The following is a 21,033-nucleotide window of genomic DNA, read 5'->3' as shown; positions in this document are numbered from 1 at the left end:
CACATCCGGCCACGCCAGCCGCCACAGGAGCCTTTGCCATGCGCTTTACGAAATATCTTGCCAATCGCCTTCGGTACGTGCAGGGGCAGCCGTCCCCGGCCCAGGGCATCCCCAGCCTGGAGCCACATGTCGCGCCGGAGCAGTGGCGGCGGCTCAAGGAGTTGTACCGCCAGCGCAACATCGGCCTGGCGACGGTGGATGTGGCCAACTACTACGCCTTGTCCACCCCGGAAGATGATCACATCGGCGTGGAGCTGGTCCACATGCTGGAGCGCGACGCCATCGCCGCCTTCCCGGGATTTTTCCCTCAGGCCCGGCTGATATGCTCGGCCCGGGTAGGGTTTTCCTCGTTCATGCTGTTTCTTGAGATCCCGCCGGATATCGTCGCCCTGGCCAACGCCGCGCACATGTTCCGCATGCAATCCCGGGAACGGCTGGCCATGAAGCTGCCGTCCCAGGTGGCCGCAGCCTGCGATATCCATGTGGGGTATGCCTATGTGGACAGCCACGCCGCCGGCGACATGGACAGCGTGCTCCTGCGCGCCTACCTGCACGCCCAGCGGCTGGGCGCCCGGCCCAGGGACGTGGCCTCCCCTCCCCTGCACAAGGAATTTCAGTGCATTGTGGAACGCGGCAAGGTGACCACGCTGTACCAGCCCATCGTGGACTTCGAAACCAGCCAGGTGATGGGCTGGGAAGCCTTTTCCCGCGGGCCGGAGAACACCTTTTTCTCCTCGCCGCAGATGCTCTTCCAGCTGGCCCGGGAGGCAGGCGCCACCTTTCGGCTGGAAAAACTCTGCCGCGAAAAGGCCCTCACGGGCCTGGGGCAGGTGGGTTCCAATCAGCGACTGTTCCTGAACAATCATTCCGACGAAATCGCCGACCCCAATTTCACCCCCGGCCTGCTGCTGGAGGAAATCGAGGCTTACGGGCTCAAGCCGCACAACATCGTCCTGGAATTCGCCGAGCGCCAAGGCTTCAAGGACATGAATCTCTTTTTCAGGGATATCGAACGCTTCCGCGCCAAAGGCTTCGCCATCGCCATTGATGATGTAGGCTCCGGCGACTCCAGCCTGCGCAACATCACTCTCATTCGCCCGGATTTCATCAAGTTTGACATCTCCCTGGTGGAAGGCATCGATACCAATCCATACCACCGCAGCATGGTGGAAACCCTGCTCTTCCTGGCCCAGCGCATCGGCGCGCGCACCATCGCCGTGGGTATCGAGACGGAAACCGCCCTGAGCTCCCTGGTTTCCATGGGCGTGAACGCCGGCCAGGGCAACTGCCTGGGTGTGCCGGGCTACAAACCGGCCTCGCCCTGCGTGGCCATCCCGTGCAAGACCGGCTTCACCCAGGCGGACGGCCAGTCCTGGAAATGTTCCGCCCCCATCCGGGAGCTGGTCATGCCCTGCCCCACCACCAGCGAGAACGCCACCGTGCGCGAAATCAAGGAGCAACTGGCGGACAAACCAGCCCAGACCAGCATGGTGGTGGTGCGCAACGGCCGGCCCTGCGGGCTGCTGATGCAGTACAACACGGACCGCCACCTCTCCACGCAGTTCGGCATGTCCCTGTATTACAACCGGGAAGTGGCGCGTATCATGGATCCCGCCCCGCTGATCGTGGAGGGCGACCTGCCCATCGAAGATGTAGCCGCCCTGGCCATGGTCCGTGAGTCCACCAAGGTCTACGACGACATCATCGTGGTGGACAAGGAAAAGCTCCTGGGGGTGGTGTCCGTACAGCGCATGCTCGACCAGCTGACCCAGACCCAGGTGGAGCTTGCCAAGGGAGCCAACCCCCTCTCCGGCCTGCCGGGCAATGTCTCCATCGAACGCGAGATCGAACGCCGGCTCAAGGGCTGCCATCCCACGGCCATGGCCTACATCGATCTGGACAACTTCAAGGTCTACAATGACGTCTACGGCTTCGAGCGCGGCGACCGCATCATCCTGCTCACGGCAGACCTGCTGCGCGAGGCCGTGAAGCTCTGCGGCGGCGAAGGCGACTTCCTGGGACACATCGGCGGCGACGATTTTCTGGTGATGGCAGACCCCGCCCGGGTGGTGGACATCTGCAATCACATCATGCACCACTTTGCCCTCCGCTCCAAGGAACTGTATTCCCCGGAAGACGCCGCCCGCGGCTACCTTGTGGGCAAGGGCCGCGACGGGCAGACGGGGCGCTTCCCCCTCACGTCCCTGTCCATCGCCGTCATTGATTGCCCCATGGATGCCTGTTTCAGCATGGAACTGCTCTCCAACCGCACTGCCGCCGTGAAAAAACACGCCAAAAGCGTGGAAGGGAACTCCCTGGTGCGCGAGCCCCTGCTTGCAGCCACCGCCGCATAGCCTCCCACTTCCCCCCGGTCGCTGCTGGCTTTTTGAGCGCAGTTGCTGTATGCTTTTTCATGATGCCGCATCCGAACCACGCCACACTCCCGGGAAGGACAGGCTCCATGACGGAACAACACCAGACTCCCAAATACGACATCCTGGCCGAGCTGCTGGGAGGCGCCAACGATCCCGCCTCCACCGACGAAGTTGACGACCTCAACACCCTGCTTTACCGGGATAAAAGCGAGGTGGCTCAGCCGCAGTACCGCTCCTTCCGTCTGAGCGAGGCGGAGGACTCACCCGGCCAGTACGCCCGCAACATCCTGCTGGAACTGGCAGACCCCGACGCCGAAGAGCAGTACCGCTCCTTCCGCCTGGCCGTGCCCGCCAACAAAAAGAAAGCCACGGTCTACTTTCCGCCCAAGCTGCACAATCGGCTCAAGTCTGCAAAATACCACATCAAGAAGATGGTTCCCGACGACTACAAAAGTCAGGTTTCCATGTCGGACATCGTGGCCATCTCCCTGCGCATCGCCCTCAGGGAATTCGAGATGAAGGGCGAGTCAAGCCTCATGCTCAAGCTCATCACCAAGCACTTGAGCAAGAAGGGCTAGGATGGAAATCATCTGCCCGAGCTGCCGCACTCGGCAGCAGGTGGACACAGCGCTGCTGCCGCCCGGGCCGGCCACCCTGCCCTGCAAACGCTGCGGCAAACAGTTTTCCCTGGGCAGTGCACGCTCCATTGCCGTCATGATTTCCAAGGGCGGCGTGGGCAAAACCACCACCGCCGTGCACCTGGCCGCCGGACTGGCCCTGAACAATTACAAGACCCTGCTGGTGGACTGCGACACCCAGGGGCAAGCCGCCTTCATGCTGGGCATTCGCCCCAACGACGGGCTGGCCGACCTCATCCTGGGTGATACCCCGCCAGACAAGGCCATGCTCAAAGCCCGGGACAATCTCTGGCTGCTCAGCGGCGGCAAGTCCCTGGCCAAGATCAAACGCCACATCACCCGCAAGGACTACGCCGGCGAAAACACCCTGGCCGAGGCCCTGCGCCCCATCGAGCGCGCCTTCCAGTTCATCATCCTGGACACCTCCCCCAGCTGGGACTCCCTGACCGTCAACGTGCTGTTTTACGCGCAAGAACTGCTGGCGCCCATTTCCCTGGAAGTCATGTCCATTCAGGGCCTTGCGGAATTCTTGCGCAATTTTGCCGCCTTGCGCAAGCACAACCCCGGCGTGACCCTCAAGTACCTGCTGCCCATGCACCTCTCCAAACCCAGCAAAAACTCCCAGGCCATTCTGGAAAGCCTGGAAAAGTTTTACGGCAAATACCTGTGCACGCCCATTCGGTACTCGCCCAAGCTGGCCGAAGCCCCGGCCTATGGCATGACCGTGTACGAATACGCCGGCAGCGACAATGTGGTGAAGGATTTCCGCGAACTGCTCAAGGACGTGCTCCACAAAGACGAACTCTGAAGTGCCCACACGCCGCGCCTGCGTCCGATTTCACTCCTACCCACTCGAAAATACATATGTACGAATCGCTGACCATCTCCATGGGTCCCCAGGCCCCGGCCCTGCGCATTCCCCGCGCCAAAGTGGAAGACCGCCACGCCGGCGGCGCACCACGGCTGCTGCGGCTCTATGATCCCACCCCCCTGGAAACACCCCTTGGCCGCCTGATCCCCCGCCACACCGACGATTCCGGGGAGCCGGAAAACCGTCGCCCGGCCCGGCCCGCCATCGAACTGACTCCCGCCGGCACGGTCAAGGCCTTGTCCCTGGAAGAACAGACGCTGGTGACCACCACCCTGGGGCCACAACCCGCCGAGCGCCTGCTGTTTTATCCCGACGGCGCCCTGCGCCGGCTCTTTCCCCAGGACGGCAAGCTCAATGCCTATCTTTCCTGGCAGGACGAAAAAGCCACCGCGCCCCTGATGCGGCTGGAACTGCCGCCAGACCCCAACGTGCTGGAGGCCGGCCGCCGCGTGCTGCAGGCCCGCTGCATCAGCCTGCTCTTCTACCCTTCGGGCGCGCTGCAAAGCGTTTCGCTGTGGACAGGCGAAACCGTGCCCTGGCCCACACCCGTGGGCACGCTGCCGGCCCGCATCGGCCTCGCCTTCCACGAAAATGGCGCCCTGGCCTCCCTGGAGCCGGCCCGGCCCGTGGAAATCCTCACCCCGCTGGGGCCGGTCACGGTCTTTGATCCTGACCCGGAAGGCATCAGCGGCGACATCAATTCCCTGGCCTTCTGCCCCCAGGGTCGCCTGGAACGACTGACCACGGCCAGCCACCTGATCCGCTCCACCACGGACCCGGCCAAAAGCATCAGCCCGTCGCGGCAACTCTCGATGTGCTCGGAAGACGAGGAATGGATCTCCATGCCCCTGACTGTCTGCTTCCGGGGCGATGCCGTGCTGGCCGGCCTGGGCTCCCTGGGGGCCTCCGGCGTGCTGCCGCCGACCACGCTGCAACTCTCCCTGCAGCTGGATCAGCCGGAAGCCGCCCCGGCGCCGGGCCTGCCGCAACCCCTGGCCTTCGGCAACCTGGGGGCCTCCGCCTGTCAGGGGCTGCCGCTGAAATGATGCCGTTGGGGGGACCCCGTTCTTTCTGTAGAAACAGTTCCCCCCAACCTCCTTCCTCAAAGACTTTTGTTATAATTACAAAATACTATCAAACTTTTGGAAGGGGAGAGCGCGANCTTTTGCAAAAAGGTTTCCCCTCTCGCAACGTCCTTTTTCAAAATTAAAATGCCCTATACCCGCGCCAGCACTTCCCTGGCCCAGTCCAGCACCTCGGCAGAGTCCGGCTCGCCGTCGATCTTCAGCGAGCTTGCCACCAGGGTTGCGCCCAATTCCTCGGCCTTCTTCTCGATGACGTCCACCGCGCCGCAAAAATAGGTGTAGCTGGAATCCCCGCAGCCGAACACGCCGACTTTCTTGTCCTTGAGGCCGGCCCGGTCCAGATCCTCGTACAGGGGCACGAAGTCTTCCTGCAACTCGATCTCGTCGTCGCCCCAGGTGGAGCATCCCAGGAGCACCACGTCATAGCCCTCGGCCAGGCCGGGCGCAGTCACGTCCGCGACGTTCACAACCGTTGTCTCCATGCCTTCGCTGTTGAGTGTCTTGGCGATGGCCTCGGCCACGCCTTCGGTGTTGCCAGTGGTAGAGCCGTACACAATCAAGGCCTTGGGCATTGACGCCTCCTCAAGGTGTGAAAGGGTGACGGCTCGGGTCATATATGAAGTTGATAATCACTGTCAATATCATCAAATGAAAATCCGCCATCGCACGGCAGGCCGCGCGAGCACGGGACGGGCTCGAAACGGGTGCGGCGCCGCGGCGGTCAGGCCAGCCAGGCCTTGGCCATGGTGAAGGCGGTGTCGTAGGGCAGGCGCTGCTTGATGGCGCAGGCAAGCTCCAGGGAGCAGGCGGTCTTGCGGCGGGCATCGGCCATGATGGCGGCCTGATGCACCTTGAGGCGTTTGCGCAGGAAGGGGGCGTCGAACCCATCGATGACCAGGGCCAGCCCCTGCTGGAAAAAGACAGAATGCAGATGCGGCAGGAACTGGCGGGCGGCCATCTTGCCTTCGCGCCGGGCCCATGCGGCATGAAACAGCAGGGCCACCAGGAGTTTTTCGTCCTTGATGCGATGGTCCACGGCAAAATAATGGACCTTGGCCTCCCAGCCCGGGGTGGCGGCCAGGCCCAGGAGCTGCTGCGCCAGGGAAAAGGCTTTTTCCTCGTCGATGAGAGGCATGGAGTGCTGGGCCGTCATTTTGGCCAGGGTGCGGCGTGGGTTCTCGGCCGTGGCCATGTCCATCAGGGCCACGCGCATGAGTTGCAGCCGGCGGGCCACGCCATCCAGGAGCATGTCTGCCCGGGCCTGCCCCAGGCGGCGCATGTCTGGTGCGTCCATGTCGCTCACCAGGACTTCGAGCAGGTAGCGCACCAGGGGTTCCGTGGTGTACTGGGCCTCGTCCTGGATCTGACGCTGGGCATTCTTGAGCTTTTTGTGCGGTTCCAGGAGCTTGTGCAGGGAGAGCCAATAGGCGGTCACGCCTTCGAGGGGGATGTCCAGCAGATCGAAATCCCGGCGGGGCGCGCCCGGGGCGGCATTGTCTGTCGGGGCGGTCATGGCGTCCTCCAGTTCCAGACGTGAGAGCATGTTACTTTTGAAAAGGACGTTGCGAGAGGGGACACCTTTTTGCAAAAGGTTCTCCCATCTCGCGCGCTTCCTTTCCAACACTTTGATAGTACGCTGTAATCCTAACAAAAGTCTTTGGAAAGGGGGTTGGGGGAAGAACCTTTCTTTAGAACGGGTTTCCCCCGACAGTTCTTTTCAAAAACACAACGCCCTAGCGCTCCGGATCAATGCGCACCGCAGGCTTGCCGGCCAGCCAGAGCTGGAGCACCAGCATGGTCCACAATCCCTTGCGATGATCCTTTTTGCCGCTGGCATGCTCCTCCACCAGACGACGCACCGCGGCGGGATGAAAGAGCCCCTGCTCGCGCAGGCGGCGTTCGTGCAGCAGGTCATCCACCAGGGGCCGCAGGCGACCGCGCAGCCAGGCCGCCGTGGGAATAAGGAAGCCGCGCTTGGGACGATGCAGGATGTCCTGCGGCAGGAGGCCGGCCATGGCCTCCTTGAGCAGATACTTGCGCGTGGCGCCCCGCAGCTTCATGGACACCGGCAGCCGGAAGCAGAATTCGGCCAGATCCCGATCCAGAAACGGCGCGCGCGCCTCCAGCCCGTGGAGCATGGTGCAGCGGTCCACCTTCACCAGGATATAATCCAGCATGTACTGTCGGGCAAAGAGGTGAAACACCCGGGCCATGGGCGGCCAGTCCGGGAGGGCCTCCCACAGGCGCTTTGTGGACGCAAAGAGGCGCGTCGGCTCCAGCATGTCCCCCGGCGATTTCCACAAGGCCCGCTGGGCCTCAGGGGTCAGGGCCGTGAGCATGCGCTGGGTGCGCAGCCAGGCCGGGGCCTCGGCGGCGGCCAGAAAGGTCTGGGCCACATGGCGCGGGTTCACGTACCCGGCAGAGCCCGGCAGCAGACCGCTCGCCGCCACGGCTGCCCGGCGCAGCCATGCCGGCAGCCGCTCCCAATACTGCGTGGCCTTGAAGCCGGGATAGTATTCATACCCGGCCAACAGTTCATCGGGGCCATCGCCGCCCAGGGCCACGGTGACCTGTCGCCGGGTGATCTGGGACAGCAGGTACGTGGGCACGATGGAGGGGTCGGCCATGGGCTCGTCGAACCGGGACACCACCTCGGGCAGCAGGTCGGCGCAGGCATCCGCCGAAAGCAGTTCCAGCTGGTGATCCGTCCCCAACTGCGCGGCCACCCGGCCGGCATAGGCGGATTCGTCGTAGCTGGCCTCGGTGAAGCCGATGGAAAAGGTCTTGATGCCCGGCGCCAGCTGGCCGGCCATGGCCGCCACGGAGGACGAATCCACCCCGCCGGACAGGAACACGCCCACGGGCACATCGGCGATGAGCCGGCGTCGGACGGCCTGGGTCAGCAGCCGGCGCAACTCCTCGCACAGGGCCGGCTCGTCCGCCCGGCCAAAGCCCTTGCTCCCCTCGGGCCGGGGCATGGGCGTCTCCCAGTAGCGTTCCACAAGCAGCGTGCCGTCCTCGTGCAGCTCCAGATACTGCGCCGGCGGCAGTTTGCGCGCCTCGGCGTAGATGCTTTCGGGCGTGGGCACATACTCGTAGGCCAAAAAGCGGGCCAGGGTGGAGGCCCGGATGGAGAACGCCGCCCAGGGCACGGCCTCCAGGGCCGAAAGCTCCGAGGCGAAGGCGAACACGCCCTGCTGGATCGTATAAAAAAACGGCTTCTTGCCAAAGCGGTCCCGCGCGGCAAAGAGCGTGCGGCGGCGGACATCCCACAGGGCAAAGGCGAACATGCCCTCCAGCCGGTCCAGGCAGGCCACGCCCCATTCCAGATAGGCCTGCAACAGGACTTCCGTATCCGAACGGGTCTGGAAGGTCCGGCCCAGGGCCTGTAGCTCGCGGCGAACTTCCTGATAGTTGTAGATCTCGCCGTTGAAGGTCACCACGGCCGCGCCGTCCTCGGCGGCCATGGGCTGCGCGCCGGTGGAGAGGTCGATGATGGCCAGCCGGCAATGGGCAAAGGCGGCCGGCAGGCCCACATGATGGCCGCGGCCGTCGGGACCGCGGTGGGCGATGCGCCCGGCCATGGCGGCCAGCACATCGCGGGCCTGATGATCAGTCACGGGGGGAGCGTCCTGGAGCAGGACGAAACCGGCAATGCCGCACACGATGGCACGATCCTTCGGGAAGCAGGATGAGGGATGGCCTGTCCTACTGAATCTGCCCGCGATGAGCAAGCATGCGCCACCAGCATCCCGGCACCCGTATCTGCCCGTGTCTGCCCGTGTCTGCCCAGGGCAGGGGGAAAGACACGCCGCGTCCCGCCAATCCCCTCCTGTCCGATGCGGTTGCCCCACCACGCCCCCCCTGGTACAGTCCCAAAAAGTTTATCCCCAAACCAAGCGAGACGTCATGCCCGCAGATTCCGCCAGCGCCTTGCAATGGCTGTACGAACACAGCCGGGAAACCGCCCGGTTTTACAGCGCCCTGGAGCTTCTGGCCTGGGACCAGCGCACCATGCTCGCCCCTGCCGGGCACGACTGGCGCGGCGAACAGGTGGCCGCCCTGATGGGTCTGGTGCAAAGTCGGCTGCAGGATCCTGCCCGTGGCGAACGGCTGACGCAGTTGGAGACCGCCGCGGACCTTTCCCCCGAAGACGAAGCTGCCGTGTTCCACTGGCGCCGGGAGTATCACCGCGCCGTCAGGGTGCCGCTGGATCTGGTGCGGGCCAAGGTCATCGCCACTTCCAAGGCCGAGATGGTCTGGCAGGAGGCCCGGCCGGCCAATGCCTGGCCGGTGCTGCAACCCCTGCTGGAGGAAGTCGTCCGCCTCAAGAAGGAAGAAGCCGCCTGCCTGGCCGACTCCGGGCAGCCCCTGTACGACGTGCTGCTGGACGAATTCGAGCCCGGCGAAACCACCGCCCGGCTGGAGCCGCTCTTTGATGCCCTGGCCGCCGGCCTGCGGCCCATCCTGGACGCCATCCTCGGCAGCCCGCGCCGCATGTCGGAACGGCCGCTGCAAGGCGCCTATCCCGTGCCGGCCCAGCAGCAGCTTAACCGCAACCTGTGCGAGGCGTTGGGCTTCTCGTTCGAGTCCGGACGGCTGGACGTGTCCGCCCATCCCTTCTCCTGTGCTCCCGGTCCGCGGGACCACCGCATCACCACCCGGCATTGCGAATCCAACTTCCTGGAATCCTTGTATGGCGTGCTGCACGAGGCCGGGCACTCCCTGTACATGATCGGCCTGCCCGAAGCCCACTGGGGCACGCCCCTGGGCAGCTACATCTCCCTGGGCGTGCACGAGTCGCAGTCCCGGCTGTGGGAAAACATGGTGGGCCGCAGCCTGGGCTTTTGCCGCTGGCTGACTCCCCTGGCCAAGGACTCCCTGCCCTGTCTGAGCGGCCTGACCCCGGACAAGCTCTGGCGCAGCGTGAACATGGTCTCCCCCAGCCTCATCCGCACCGAGGCCGACGAGGTGACCTATTGCCTGCACGTGATTCTGCGTTTCCGCCTGGAAACGGCGCTGATGGATGGTCGCCTGGAGGTCAAGGACTTGCCCGAGGCCTGGGACGCCGGCATGGAAGCGCTGCTGGGCATCCGGCCGGACTGCCCCGCCAACGGTGTGATGCAGGACATGCACTGGCCCGCCGGAGCCATCGGCTACTTCCCCACCTATGCCCTGGGGACGATGTACGCGGCCCAGCTCTACGCCGCCGCCACGGCCGACCTGGGCGGCGAACACGCCATGGACGCCCGCATGGCTGCCGGGGAGTTCTCCCCCCTGCTCACCTGGCTGCGGGAACGGGTCCACTGCCACGGCATGCGCTACATGCCGCAGGAACTCATCCGCCAGGCCACCGGGCAGGAACCCTCGCCGCGATTCCTCCTGGAGCACCTGGCCCGCCGCCACCAGGACGTGCATGGTATTTGAGGGTGTTTTTTCGGAGGGAACCCCTTTCTACAGAAAGGGGTTCCCTCCGAAAAAATCAATTCCAACAAGCCCCTAGAGCATTTTAATATTGAAAAAGGATATAGCGAGAGGGGAAACCTTTTNGGAAGAACCTTTCTTGAGAAAAGTTTTCCCCCGAGAACTCCTTTCAAAAGTAAAATGCTCTAGCGGGGGTCCCCCAGGTGCAGGGGATAGCGGGACCAGAACTCATCCAGGGTGAAGCGATGTTCCTGGGTGCCGTGCTGTTCCACGCAAAACGCCGCGGCCCTGGCCCCCATGCGGCAGGCGGCGGCCAGCTCCATGCCGTCCACCAGACCGCAGAGGAGGCCGGCGCGATAGGCGTCGCCCGCGCCGGTGGGATCCTTGACTTCCTTGACGGGCACGGCGTCGATTTCCTGCAGCCCCTGGCCGTTGCGGCACACGGAGCCCTTTTCGCCCAGGGTGGTGATGCAGATATTGGGCAGGTCGGTGACTTCCGCCTTGGTCAATCCCGTGGACTTGCACACCATTTCCATCTCGTAATCATTGGAGATAAAGATGTGCGCGCCGGCGATGCACTTCCTGAGCTGGTCGCCTGTCAGGGCCGGGATCTGCTGGCCCGGATCAAAAATATACGGGATGTTCAGGGCATTGAACCGCTCCGGCAGGGTGGTCATGTCCTGCAGGTTGCCGGGCCCGATGATGGCCATGGCCCCGCCGGTCTGGCTGTGACCGATTTCGTACGTGCAAGGCTGCCGCATGGCGCCGGGGTTGAAGCCGGTGATCTGGTTGTCGTCCCGGTCCGTGGTGATGTACGCGCCGGCGGTGAATTCCTCATCCACGTGGCGGATGCCCTCCAGGGAAAGGCCGAGCTTGCGCAGGTGGGTCTCGTATGCGCCAAAATCCTTGCCCGCGGCAGAGAGGATGAGGGGCGACTTGCCCAGCAGCACCAGGTTGTACGCGATGTTGCCGGCCGTGCCGCCGAACTTTTCCGCAAGCCCGTCCACCAGGAAGCAGACATTCAGAATATGCAGCTTGTCCGGGAGGATGTGGTCGGCAAAGCGACCGGGAAAGCTCATGATCCGGTCATAGGCCAGGGAGCCGGAAACGTAGATGCGCATGCGGGAACACTCCGATTCGGTTGAAGGGTTGGATCAGGCCATGGCCGGCGGCGTGGTTTCGTCCTCGATCCACTGCAGAAAGTCCGGATTGCCGGCGAGGATGGGCAGGGCCACCACGCAGGGGATATCGTAGCTGTGCAGTTCCCGGACGGCGTCGATGCAGGACTGCACCTTGCCCATGGTGGTTTTGCACAGCAGCACCACCTCTTCGCTTTCCTCAATGGCGTCCTGCCACCAATACATGGCGTGCATGCCCGGAAGCATGTTCACGCAGGCGCACAGCCGGCGCTCCAGCAGACGGCGCCCCAGGGAGCGGGCTTCGTCCATGTTTGGAGCGGTGATGTAGAGCAGTCTTGCGTCCATGGCAACTCCCTATGGGCACAGGGGCTTGGCGTCGGCCGGCGGACTGGCCAGCCACCCCGCGATGGCCGCGGCCTGGGATTCGTCGATCTTCGCGCCGGCCGCGCGCATGCGCGCCACGGTCTGCTGCCAGAAGGCGGCCTCCTGCTTGCCGATGCGGAAGCAGATGCGCCGGGAATCGTGGCAGGCGACACACTTGGCGGCGGCAAGGCCGGCGGCGTCTTGGTTCGAGGCATGCAGGGACATGGCGTACAGCAACAGCGCCAACAACAACACGACAAAGGGAATCACTCGCCGCATAAGTCGCTCCTTGATGAGACCGGAAGAGTCCGGGAGGATAATCCTGGCTTGCCTATACGGCATTTTTCAGGGACTGTCTGCCCCGGATCGTATCCCGCCGTGTGCAACCGAAGGACCCCGCCCATGCCCGACACTGCCGCATCACGCCGCATCGCCTCAATCCTCGCCACCCTGGCCGCGCGCTACCCTGCGCCGGAAACCATGCTCCACTGGCGCACCCCCTGGGAACTGCTGGTGGCCACGGTGCTTTCTGCCCAATGCACCGACGACCGCGTGAACAAGGTGACGCCCGGCCTGTTCGCCCGTTTTCCCGACGTGGCCGCCGTGGCCGCGGCAGACGTGGCCGAGGTGGAGGAACTGATTCACTCCACGGGATTTTTTCGCAACAAGGCCAAGCACCTGGTGGCAACGGCGCAACTGCTGGTGCGACGGTATGCCGGCCAGGTGCCGCAATCCATGCCGGCACTGCTGGAACTGCCCGGCGTGGCCCGCAAGACGGCCAACATCGTCCTGGCCAACGCCTTCGGCATTCAGGCCGGCGTGGCCGTGGACACCCACGTCAAACGCCTGGCCTGGCGCATGGAGCTGACGCACTCCAAGGATGTGCTGAAGATAGAACGCGATCTCATGGCCTGCATCCCCCAGGCAGACTGGGGCCGGGCCAACCACTGGCTGGTGCTCTTCGGTCGCGAGGTCTGCACCGCCCGCGCGCCACGCTGCAGGGCCTGCCCGGTGGCGTCGCACTGCCCCAGGCGCGACGTGGCGGAGAAATGAGGGCACGCCGGGACGCCTTCCCGGCAAGATTCGTGCGGGGGAACCACCCTCTCTGCAGCAAGGGTTTTCCCGGGGCCGCATTTTCAGGGCAGACCCAGGCAAACGTCACATCATTGCAGTAGATTTATTGCAGAATCCCTGCTATGCAACGGTCATGCGGCGAGTACTCATCTGCTCGCGGCATGCCCTTTTTTCGTGCGCTGCACGCGGCAGCGCCGCAAGTCGGCGAAATCAGGGGGAGCCGGGGCGCACGTATTTGGGCAATCACACGGCCAGGCCATTCGAGGGGAACCATGAGCCAAACCAATATCCTGTTGGAATCCGGCACCAATGAGCTGGAAATCGTCGAGTTCTATCTCACCGAAACCTTGCCCAACGGCAAGAAGTACACCGGCTACTACGGCATCAACGTAGCCAAGGTGCTGGAGATCATCCGGGTTCCCAAGATCACGGAAATGCCCAACCAGCCCCACCCCTCGGTGCTCGGGGCCTTCAACCTGCGCGAGCGCATCATCCCCCTGGTGGATCTGTCCCAATGGCTGGGCAAGTCCAAGGCCGGCGTGGAGGCGGAGAAGGTCATCGTCACGGAGTTCAACCGCGTCACCAACGCCTTTCTCGTCAGCGGCGTCACGCGCATCCACCGCCTGAGCTGGGAGCAGATCCGGCCGCCGAGCGCGCAAATGCTGCATTTTTCCGGCGAATCCATCACCGGCGTGGTCAACCTGGAAGACCGCGTGCTGTTCATCCTGGACATGGAAAAAATTGTCAGCGAGCTGTGCCCCTCCCTGGCGCTGCAGGAAATGGATCCAGGGGACTTCACCCCCCCGTCCCCCGGGCAGCCCCAGGAAGATCCCGGCTTCTTCAAGGTGCTCATCGCCGACGATTCCGGCACCATCCGCAACATGATGGCCACCAATCTGGCCAAGCTGGGCTTCGAGGTCACGGCCACTGTGGACGGCGCCAAGGCCTGGGAGCAGCTCCTGAGCTGGAAACAAACCGCCACAGACCAGCAACGGCCCATCCATGAATACGTGCAGGTGATCATTTCCGACATTGAGATGCCGGAAATGGACGGCCACTCCCTCACCCGGCGCATCAAGGACGATCCCGTGCTCAAGCAGACGCCCGTGCTGCTGTTCTCCTCCCTCATCACCGAAAGTCTCCGCCACAAGGGGGAAGCGGTGGGCGCGGACGACCAGATCTCCAAACCGGACATCAAGACCCTGGCCGAACGCACCCGCGCCCTGGGCCGGCGCTACATGCAGTCCCTGCGGGCCTGACACGGGAGGGCACGCCCCGCCCCTGACCGAACAATTGCGACCCGGCCGCGATGGATGGATGTTGACAACCACCCGGAGCATACTGCAAGAGTTGAGGCATGCCCATCAAGCAGCACCCCGCACACCAGGTGTTTCAGGAATACTTGGCGAAAAATCAGCTCAAGCTCACGCCCCAGCGCATGTGCATCCTGGACGTGTTTCTGCGCTATCGCGGCCACATGGCCTCCGAAGAGCTGTATGAACAGGTCAAGAAGCGCGATCCGCATATCGGCCAGGCCACGGTGTACCGCACCCTCAAGCTGCTCTCCGGTTCCGGACTGGCCAAGGAAGTACACTTTGGCGACGGCCTGACCCGCTACGAAAGCACCTACGGCGAAGAGCACCACGATCATTTGATCTGCGAGCGCTGCGGCAAAAATATGGAAGTGGTGGACCCGCGCATCGAGGCCTTGCAGGAAGAGCTGGCCGCCCGGCACGGGTTCTCCCTGACCTCGCACCGCATGTACCTCTATGGCCTGTGCGAGGAATGCCGCAAGGGCTGATTTCGCCCCGGCGTCCTGCCGCACCGCCTGGGCCATGCGCAGGGCGCACCGCCGATTCTGACGCCTGCGGGGCTGAGGACTTGCGTATTTCCGGCAGCCTGTTATCCTGCGGCCACGCATCGAGAGCCGGTACGCCGTCTCTCCTGTCCTGCGCGCACCTGCAACGCTGCGAGTTCCGCCTGTGAAAACCACCGCCGAAATCGCCAATCTGTTTGATGAAACCAAATGGGGCAAGGACTTTGCCAGGCAGGAAGTGGAAATCATCGCCAAATACCTGTCCATGCATGCCTACTCCAAGGGGGAAGAAATCTTCCGCCAAGGCGACAAGGAACGCTACATGGCCTTCATCACCAAAGGCCGGGTGGACATCATCAAGGAAAGTCACGACTGCCTGGAAAAAATCGTCGTCACCCTGAGTCCGCGCACCCACTTTGGCGAAATGGCCTTCATCGACGAAGAACCCCGCTCCGCCTCGGCCATTGCCCGCGACGATGTGAACATGCTGGTGCTTTCCCGGGAGAGCTTTGAACACATCGCCGCCACGCATCCGGCCATCGGCATGAAAATGCTCAGGAACATCGCCCGGATGATCAGCCAGCGCCTGCGCATGACCACGGGCAAGCTGGTGTACACGCGAGAATAGGACCGCCGTTTTATCACGCACGCAACACGCCCCGGCCGCCAATGCAGCCGGGGCGTGTGTTGTTTTATTGCCAACGCAGGACGCCACGCCAGGGAGCACCTTTCTTCAGAACGGTGCTCCCCCGAACCCCCTTTCCAAAGATTTTTTATTGTGATTCAAGNAGGTTTCCTCTCTCGCAATGTCCTTTTTCAAAATTAAAATGCTCTAGCGCACGCCGACTTCGGCCTGGTACTTGTCCTTGAGCTGCTGCACCAGGGCAGGCTCCTCTGCGAGGAAGGCGTTGAACTCCGCGATGATGGCCGGATGCTTGATGGTGGAGAGTCGATACCCGGAACGGGTGTGGGGCAGGCTTGCATCAAATGCCAGGGCCTCCGGCTGCTTGAGCACATCGCGCAGCTGGTAGTTGGCCACAGCCACGCTGGAATAGGCGCCGTCCACCCGGCCCATGATGGCCTTTTGCAACATGGCCGCGTATTCGGTGCTTTCGTCCAGGGTCACAGCGCCGGCCTTGATGCGGTCCAGGTACTCAAAGGGGGTGAAGCCCGCGATGATGCCCAGCATCTTCATCGACTCGGCCGGCATGCCCTTGCGTGCAGGACTGACCATCACCCCGTCGATGTATTCCACCGCCGGCTCGCTGTACGTCACCTGCACGCCCTGGCGCATCTCCGCGCTCCAATAGGCGTTGTCCGGAAATTTGAAATCCAGCACTTGGTCCGTAAGAAACGCCTGGAACAGCCGCTTCACGGGCAAGGGTTCGTACCTGAACACATAGCCCTTTTTGCTGGCAAAGGCATCCAGCAGCTCGCGGGCATAGCCCCGGTATTCGCCGGTATCGCCGGCATAGATGGGATAGTAGTCGATGGTTTCCACGCCGACCACGAATTGCTGCGGCTGCCCGTGCACGGCCGGGGGAAAGCAGGCAAACAACAGCACGAACAGCAGGGCTCGGCGGAACAGATGGGACGTCAGCATGCGCGGTGCTCCTTGCGAATCAGTTGGCGCTTTTGAGTTGCTGGGTGAGGGCGTCGAGCTCCTGGGCCAGGGCTGCCAGGTCTGCCAGCGCGTTATGGGCCACATCCATCTTCGCAGCCGTGTCTTCGGCCACGGTGTTGATTGCCTCCACGGCCTGCTGGATCTCGTCCGAGGCGGCGGATTGCTGCTCCGAGGCCGAGGCGATGGACTGGATTTGTCCGGCCGACGCCTGGGCCAGCTGGACGATGGACCCCAGGGAGGCGCGGGCCTGGGCTGTCTGGGAAGTGACCTGCAGCACCGTGACGCCCACGCCTTCGGTCACCTGCAGACTGGCGCGCGTTTCCTGCTGAATGGAGGTGATGGAGCCAGAGACTTCCTTGGTGGCGTGCATGGTCTTTTCCGCCAGCTTGCGCACCTCGTCGGCCACCACGGCGAACCCTCGGCCTGCGTCGCCTGCCCTGGCGGCTTCAATGGCGGCATTCAGGGCCAGGAGGTTGGTCTGGTCGGCGATGTCCTGGATCACGGTGATCACGCCGCCGATGTCCGCCGCCCGGTGGCCCAGGCGGTCCATGTTTTCGCGAAGGGCAGAAACCTTCTGCTCCAGTTCGGTGACTGCCGCGCCCGCCTGTTCCACAATGCGGTCCCCCTCGGCGGCCTGTTCCTGGCTGTGCCCCGACTGGACAGCGGCCTCCTGGGCGTTTTTGGCCACCTCAAGCACGGTGGCGGTCATCTCCGCCATGGCGGTGAGGGTTTCGGAAATCTTGGCGCGCTGATCCCGCGTTCCATGGGAAACCTGTTCCACCTGCCCGGCCAACTGCTGGGAAGAAATGGCCAGCTGGGCCACGGCCTCCTCCAGAATGCCGGCAGCTTCCATCATGCCCTCGCGGCGGGAGGCGATGGCCTGCTCGCGGGCTTCCTCGGCCAGGGCGCGGGCTTCTTCGGCATTGCGGGCCAAGGCCATGGCTTCCTGTTCCTTGGCCTGCACCTGCTGGATGGTTTCTCCCAGGTTGCAGACCATGGCAGCCAGGGCCTTTTTAAGCCGCAGCAGCTCGCCCATGTAGCGCCCCGCCGGCTCCTCACAGGTCAACGATCCCGATCCCACAGTGACGGCATATTTTTCCAGACGCGCCAACGGGGTGAGCAGCATCTGCCTGAGGGCCAGCAGCAAGGCCAGCACGATGATCACATCCGCAGCCAGCACCGCGGCCACGGTCATCACCAGCAGCTCCTGCAACTCCTGCTGCAGAAACTCGACCGTCAGCAGCACGTGGGCCGTGCCTATCTGCTTGTCTCCCTTGAGCACGGGCTTGACAAAAACAAGCGCGCCGGCCTGCTTGGCAGTCTCCAGGTCGGCCAGGGGCACAACTCCCCAGTCCCTGTTGCGGCCCATGCCGGCGAACACACGCTCGCCCGTTCCCTCGGTCACCACAATGGCGGCCACATCCCGGGCCAGCATCTCGCTGGCGATCACCTCTTCGCCCTGCTTCTTCTCCAGGTTCCACAAGGCGCTGACCATGGTGAGGGACAGGCGCGAGGCGATCTGCCCACCCATCTCTTCCAGGGCGCGTTGTTTCCCCTGTTTGCTGAACGAGTAGTTCGCCGCGCCGATCCCCCCCAGAAAGAGGGAGAGGGTTCCCACCAGCAAGACCGTGACCGCGAGGCCGATAGATGTGTTCTTAAGCACGAAGAGTTCTCCTTAATACGCCGCGACCACGCCGGCCGGCATTGCCCCCGGCCGCGTCCCTGCGTATGCTGCACACGTATCCCTGTCTGACGTGAAGAACTGACGACGGAAACATGACATGTTGGTGCATCTCCCTACCTATTGGAGACAATCACCATATTTTCCCAGCAAAAGGATGTCCGCATGCGCCTTGCTCGCGCCTTCATCGCCAGAATCCTGCCCCTGCTGTGCCTGCTGCTTGTTCTGGTCGCCCCGGCAGCAGCCCAGCCGGCCGCCACGTTCATGTGGGAGATCCGCAAGGGCGAGGCCATCCTGCACCTGCTCGGCAGTCTGCACATGGCCGACGCCACCCTGTATCCCGTGGACCCGGCCGTGAACCGCGCCTTCCTGGACGCCAAGGCCCTGGCCGTGGAGGTGGACGTCTCCCCGGACAAGCTCGCCAGGGTAGCCCCCCAGATGGACGCCTTCACCAGACTGCCCGACGGACAGACCCTCGCCGACGTCCTGTCTCCGGAAGGCGCCGCCCGTGTGACGGCCTTTCTGCACGCCCAGGACCTGCCCTCGCGCCTGATGGTCCTCAAGCCCCTGGGCCTGATGGCCGTCCTCACCAACCAGCGCATGGACGCCCTGGGCTACTCCACCAATTACGGCGTGGACGAGCACTTCCTGCGCCGCGCCCGGGCCGCGGGCATGCCCATCCACGAACTGGAGACCCTGGAATTCCAGCTGACCATGGATCAGGACCTCTCCCCGGCCGTGCAGGAGGCCGTGCTCATGCAGGCCCTGGAAGAAATGGATGACGTGGCGATCTACACCCGCGCCACCCTGGATGCCTGGAAACGCGGTGATGCCGCGGAATTGGCCCGTCTGACCTTCGAGGATCGGCACACGCAACCCATGCTGGAACCTTTCTATGAAATCCTCTTCGACCGCCGCAACGAAGCCATGGCCAACGGCATTGCGCGGTTCCTGGATCGTGGGGAAAAGGTCTTCGTGGTGGTGGGCGCAGGGCATCTGGTGGGCGAGCGCTCCATCCTCCACTTCCTGCAGCAGCGGGGCCTGCAGTGCACCCAGGTGCCGGCCATGGCCCCGGGCAACAGCTCTCCGGCCCGCACGGCGTTCTTGCATCTCGCACCGTGAGCCGCCCGCCCCTGCGTGTGCTGCTGACCAGCGCCCCGACCGCCCCGACCGCCCCGACCGCCCCGACTGCCGAAACTGCCGGGAAGGCGGCAACGCCGGACTGGTCCGCCGCCTTTGCCGGACCCGTCGCCCAGTGGGAGGCCCGGCGGCTGGAAGAGGTGGTCCCCCTGCTGGCCAAGGCAGAGGCCGCCGCCCTGGCCGGGGCCTGGAGCGTGTTTGTCCTGGCCTACGAGGCTGCCCCGGCCTTTGAGCCGCGCATGGCTGTGCACCCGCCGGCGGCCATCGCGCCCCTGCCCCTGGCCTGGGCCGCAGTCTTCAATGCGCCGGCCGCGGCGCCGCCACCTCCGGCCACGTCCTCCCCTGTGCCGCCGGCCCACAGTCCCTGGCAGCCGCTGGTGGACGCCGCCGCCTACCGCGCGCACTTCGCCCGCATTCGGGAACTGCTGCGGACCGGGGAGGTCTATCAAGTCAACTACACCATGCCCTGCGTCTGCCTGACCGGGGGGGATCCCCTGGCCTGGCACCGCGCCCTGCTCCAGGCTCAGCAGCCGGGCTACGGCGCGTTTGTGGATCTGGGCGAGACGCAGATCCTGTCCTGCTCGCCGGAACTCTTCTTCCATCGCCTCCCCCACCCCGACGGCGACCGCATCCTCACCCGCCCCATGAAAGGCACGGCCCCCCGCGGCCGCACCCCGGCGGAGGATGCCGCCCTGGCCGGGGCCCTGGTTGCCTCGCCCAAGGAGCGGGCCGAAAATATCATGATCGTGGATCTCCTGCGCAACGACCTCGGCCGCCTCGCCCAGCCCGGCACCGTGGCTGCCACGCGCTGCTGCCGTGTGGAACGCTATCCCACGGTGCTGCAGATGGTTTCGGACGTGACGGCCACCCTCAGGCCCGGCACGCGGCTGCCGGACATCCTGGCGGCCCTGTTCCCCTGCGGCTCCGTCACCGGCGCGCCCAAGCTCGCGGCCATGCAGGCCATCCACGCCCTGGAGCCGCACCCGCGCGGGGTGTACTGCGGGGCCATCGGACTCATCAAACCCGGAGGGGAAATCATCTGCAGCGTGCCCATCCGGACGCTCACGGTCCGGGACGGCCGCGCGGTCTGCTCCGTGGGCGGGGGCATCACCTGGGATTCCGTCCCCGACGGCGAATACGCCGAATGCCGGCTCAAACTGCGATTCGCCGAGCCTGCGGCCTTCTCCCTGCTGGAAAGCCTGCTGCTGCAACGCGGGTGCATCCCGTTTCTGGAACACCACCTGGCCCGCTGCACCGCCTCTGCCGCGGCCCTGGGATTCCGGTTCGACGGGGACGCCGTCCGCGCCGCCCTGCTCGCCACGGCCCGGGCCACTCCGGCAGGGCGGCACAAGCTGCGCCTGCTGGCGGATGCCGACGGCGCCTTCCGCATCGAATCCCAACCGCTGCCCCTGCCGACGCGCATCCCCCTGCGTCTGGCCCTGGCCCGGGAGCCCGTCGAGGCCCAAGACTTCCGCCTGCAACACAAGACCACCCGCCGCGAGCCCTATGCCGCGGCCCTGGAGACGGCCCGACGTGAGCAGGTCCATGCGGATGACGTCATCCTCTGGAACACCCGCGGCGAGCTGACGGAATGCGGCTTCGGCAATCTGGTGCTCAAAAAAAATAGCCGGCTGCTCACCCCGGCGGCAGCCTGCGGGCTGTTGCCCGGCGTGTACCGCCAGCGGCTGCTGGAACGGGGCGTCATTCGGGAAGCGATTCTTACGATTGAGGATCTGCATGCCGCAGACGCCGTATGGCGCATCAACGCCGTGCGGCGCTGGCAACGCGGGCGACTGTGCTGAG

Annotated in this window: 19 protein-coding genes; 11 read left to right on the top strand and 8 right to left on the bottom strand. The window is 64.4% G+C overall.

All coding sequences use genetic code 11. From position 1 onward, the window contains the following. Positions 1-38 precede the first annotated feature (38 nt). The 4 genes from DGI_RS07595 (at position 39) to DGI_RS07580 (ending at position 4,930) form a co-directional block, all read left to right on the top strand. On the top strand, positions 39-2,354 hold the full coding sequence (locus DGI_RS07595) for a GGDEF domain-containing protein (protein ID WP_051286691.1): 2,316 nt from the start codon (positions 39-41) through the stop codon (positions 2,352-2,354). A gap of 107 nt (positions 2,355-2,461) precedes the next feature. Then, entirely contained in the window at positions 2,462-2,953 is a 492-nt protein-coding gene (locus DGI_RS07590) for a hypothetical protein (protein ID WP_021760296.1), read from the top strand. A gap of 1 nt (position 2,954) precedes the next feature. Beyond that, positions 2,955-3,821, top strand: coding sequence for an AAA family ATPase (locus DGI_RS07585; protein ID WP_027193374.1), 867 nt, complete (start codon positions 2,955-2,957; stop codon positions 3,819-3,821). 56 nt (positions 3,822-3,877) lie between these two features. Beyond that, positions 3,878-4,930: a hypothetical protein gene (locus tag DGI_RS07580; RefSeq protein ID WP_021760294.1), complete on the top strand. Its 1,053-nt coding sequence runs from the start codon at positions 3,878-3,880 to the stop codon at positions 4,928-4,930. A gap of 170 nt (positions 4,931-5,100) precedes the next feature. Here the strand turns inward: DGI_RS07580 and DGI_RS07575 are convergent, their stop codons facing one another. The 3 genes from DGI_RS07575 to asnB form a co-directional block, all read right to left on the bottom strand. Further along, complete coding sequence (locus DGI_RS07575; protein ID WP_021760293.1) at positions 5,101-5,541, bottom strand: flavodoxin; 441 nt, start codon at positions 5,539-5,541, stop codon at positions 5,101-5,103. Between the two features lie 149 nt (positions 5,542-5,690). After that, positions 5,691-6,482 (bottom strand): hypothetical protein, encoded by a 792-nt coding sequence (locus DGI_RS07570; protein WP_021760292.1) that lies wholly within the window; start codon positions 6,480-6,482, stop codon positions 5,691-5,693. A gap of 220 nt (positions 6,483-6,702) precedes the next feature. Continuing rightward, positions 6,703-8,634, bottom strand: coding sequence for an asparagine synthase (glutamine-hydrolyzing) (asnB, locus tag DGI_RS07565; protein ID WP_021760289.1), 1,932 nt, complete (start codon positions 8,632-8,634; stop codon positions 6,703-6,705). 244 nt (positions 8,635-8,878) lie between these two features. Here asnB and DGI_RS07560 point away from each other — a divergent pair, with 244 nt between their 5' ends. Then, positions 8,879-10,396 (top strand): carboxypeptidase M32, encoded by a 1,518-nt coding sequence (locus DGI_RS07560; protein WP_021760286.1) that lies wholly within the window; start codon positions 8,879-8,881, stop codon positions 10,394-10,396. Positions 10,397-10,578: 182 nt separating this feature from the next. Here DGI_RS07560 and DGI_RS07555 read toward each other — a convergent pair whose 3' ends face one another. Genes DGI_RS07555 through DGI_RS07545 form a run of 3 tightly spaced genes read right to left on the bottom strand, consistent with a single transcriptional unit; the run spans position 10,579 to position 12,174 of the window. Beyond that, positions 10,579-11,514 (bottom strand): carbohydrate kinase family protein, encoded by a 936-nt coding sequence (locus tag DGI_RS07555; protein ID WP_021760285.1) that lies wholly within the window; start codon positions 11,512-11,514, stop codon positions 10,579-10,581. A 33-nt stretch (positions 11,515-11,547) separates the two neighbouring features. Continuing rightward, positions 11,548-11,877 (bottom strand): divalent-cation tolerance protein CutA, encoded by a 330-nt coding sequence (gene cutA, locus DGI_RS07550; protein ID WP_021760284.1) that lies wholly within the window; start codon positions 11,875-11,877, stop codon positions 11,548-11,550. 9 nt (positions 11,878-11,886) lie between these two features. Then, positions 11,887-12,174, bottom strand: coding sequence for a hypothetical protein (locus DGI_RS07545; protein ID WP_027193352.1), 288 nt, complete (start codon positions 12,172-12,174; stop codon positions 11,887-11,889). 123 nt (positions 12,175-12,297) lie between these two features. Here DGI_RS07545 and nth point away from each other — a divergent pair, with 123 nt between their 5' ends. From nth to DGI_RS07525, 4 genes are all read left to right on the top strand, one after another. After that, the gene (gene nth, locus DGI_RS07540) at positions 12,298-12,948 is read left to right on the top strand and encodes an endonuclease III (protein WP_021760282.1); all 651 of its coding nucleotides are present in this window, start codon (positions 12,298-12,300) and stop codon (positions 12,946-12,948) included. Positions 12,949-13,241: 293 nt separating this feature from the next. Then, positions 13,242-14,228 (top strand): chemotaxis protein, encoded by a 987-nt coding sequence (locus tag DGI_RS07535; RefSeq protein ID WP_021760281.1) that lies wholly within the window; start codon positions 13,242-13,244, stop codon positions 14,226-14,228. A 98-nt stretch (positions 14,229-14,326) separates the two neighbouring features. Next, a complete protein-coding gene (locus tag DGI_RS07530; RefSeq protein ID WP_407656292.1) occupies positions 14,327-14,770 on the top strand; it encodes a Fur family transcriptional regulator in 444 nt (147 codons plus the stop codon). 181 nt (positions 14,771-14,951) lie between these two features. Next, positions 14,952-15,413, top strand: coding sequence for a cyclic nucleotide-binding domain-containing protein (locus tag DGI_RS07525; RefSeq protein WP_021760279.1), 462 nt, complete (start codon positions 14,952-14,954; stop codon positions 15,411-15,413). Between the two features lie 204 nt (positions 15,414-15,617). On the opposite strand, the gene DGI_RS07520 is transcribed toward DGI_RS07525, so the two are convergent. Beyond that, a complete protein-coding gene (locus tag DGI_RS07520) occupies positions 15,618-16,388 on the bottom strand; it encodes a substrate-binding periplasmic protein (RefSeq protein ID WP_051349736.1) in 771 nt (256 codons plus the stop codon). Positions 16,389-16,407: 19 nt separating this feature from the next. After that, the gene (locus tag DGI_RS07515) at positions 16,408-18,072 is read right to left on the bottom strand and encodes a methyl-accepting chemotaxis protein (protein ID WP_021760277.1); all 1,665 of its coding nucleotides are present in this window, start codon (positions 18,070-18,072) and stop codon (positions 16,408-16,410) included. Positions 18,073-18,255: 183 nt separating this feature from the next. Here DGI_RS07515 and DGI_RS07510 point away from each other — a divergent pair, with 183 nt between their 5' ends. Together DGI_RS07510 and pabB are read left to right on the top strand one after the other, a co-directional pair. Further along, complete coding sequence (locus DGI_RS07510; protein WP_027193348.1) at positions 18,256-19,212, top strand: TraB/GumN family protein; 957 nt, start codon at positions 18,256-18,258, stop codon at positions 19,210-19,212. Then, a complete protein-coding gene (gene pabB, locus DGI_RS07505; RefSeq protein WP_144284144.1) occupies positions 19,209-21,032 on the top strand; it encodes an aminodeoxychorismate synthase component I in 1,824 nt (607 codons plus the stop codon). Before DGI_RS07510 ends, pabB begins: the two co-directional genes overlap by 4 nt. Position 21,033 lies beyond the last annotated feature (1 nt).

It is taken from the genome of Megalodesulfovibrio gigas DSM 1382 = ATCC 19364, assembly GCF_000468495.1.
Lineage (GTDB): Bacteria > Desulfobacterota > Desulfovibrionia > Desulfovibrionales > Desulfovibrionaceae > Megalodesulfovibrio > Megalodesulfovibrio gigas.
This window is presented reverse-complemented; position numbering and strand designations above follow the sequence as displayed.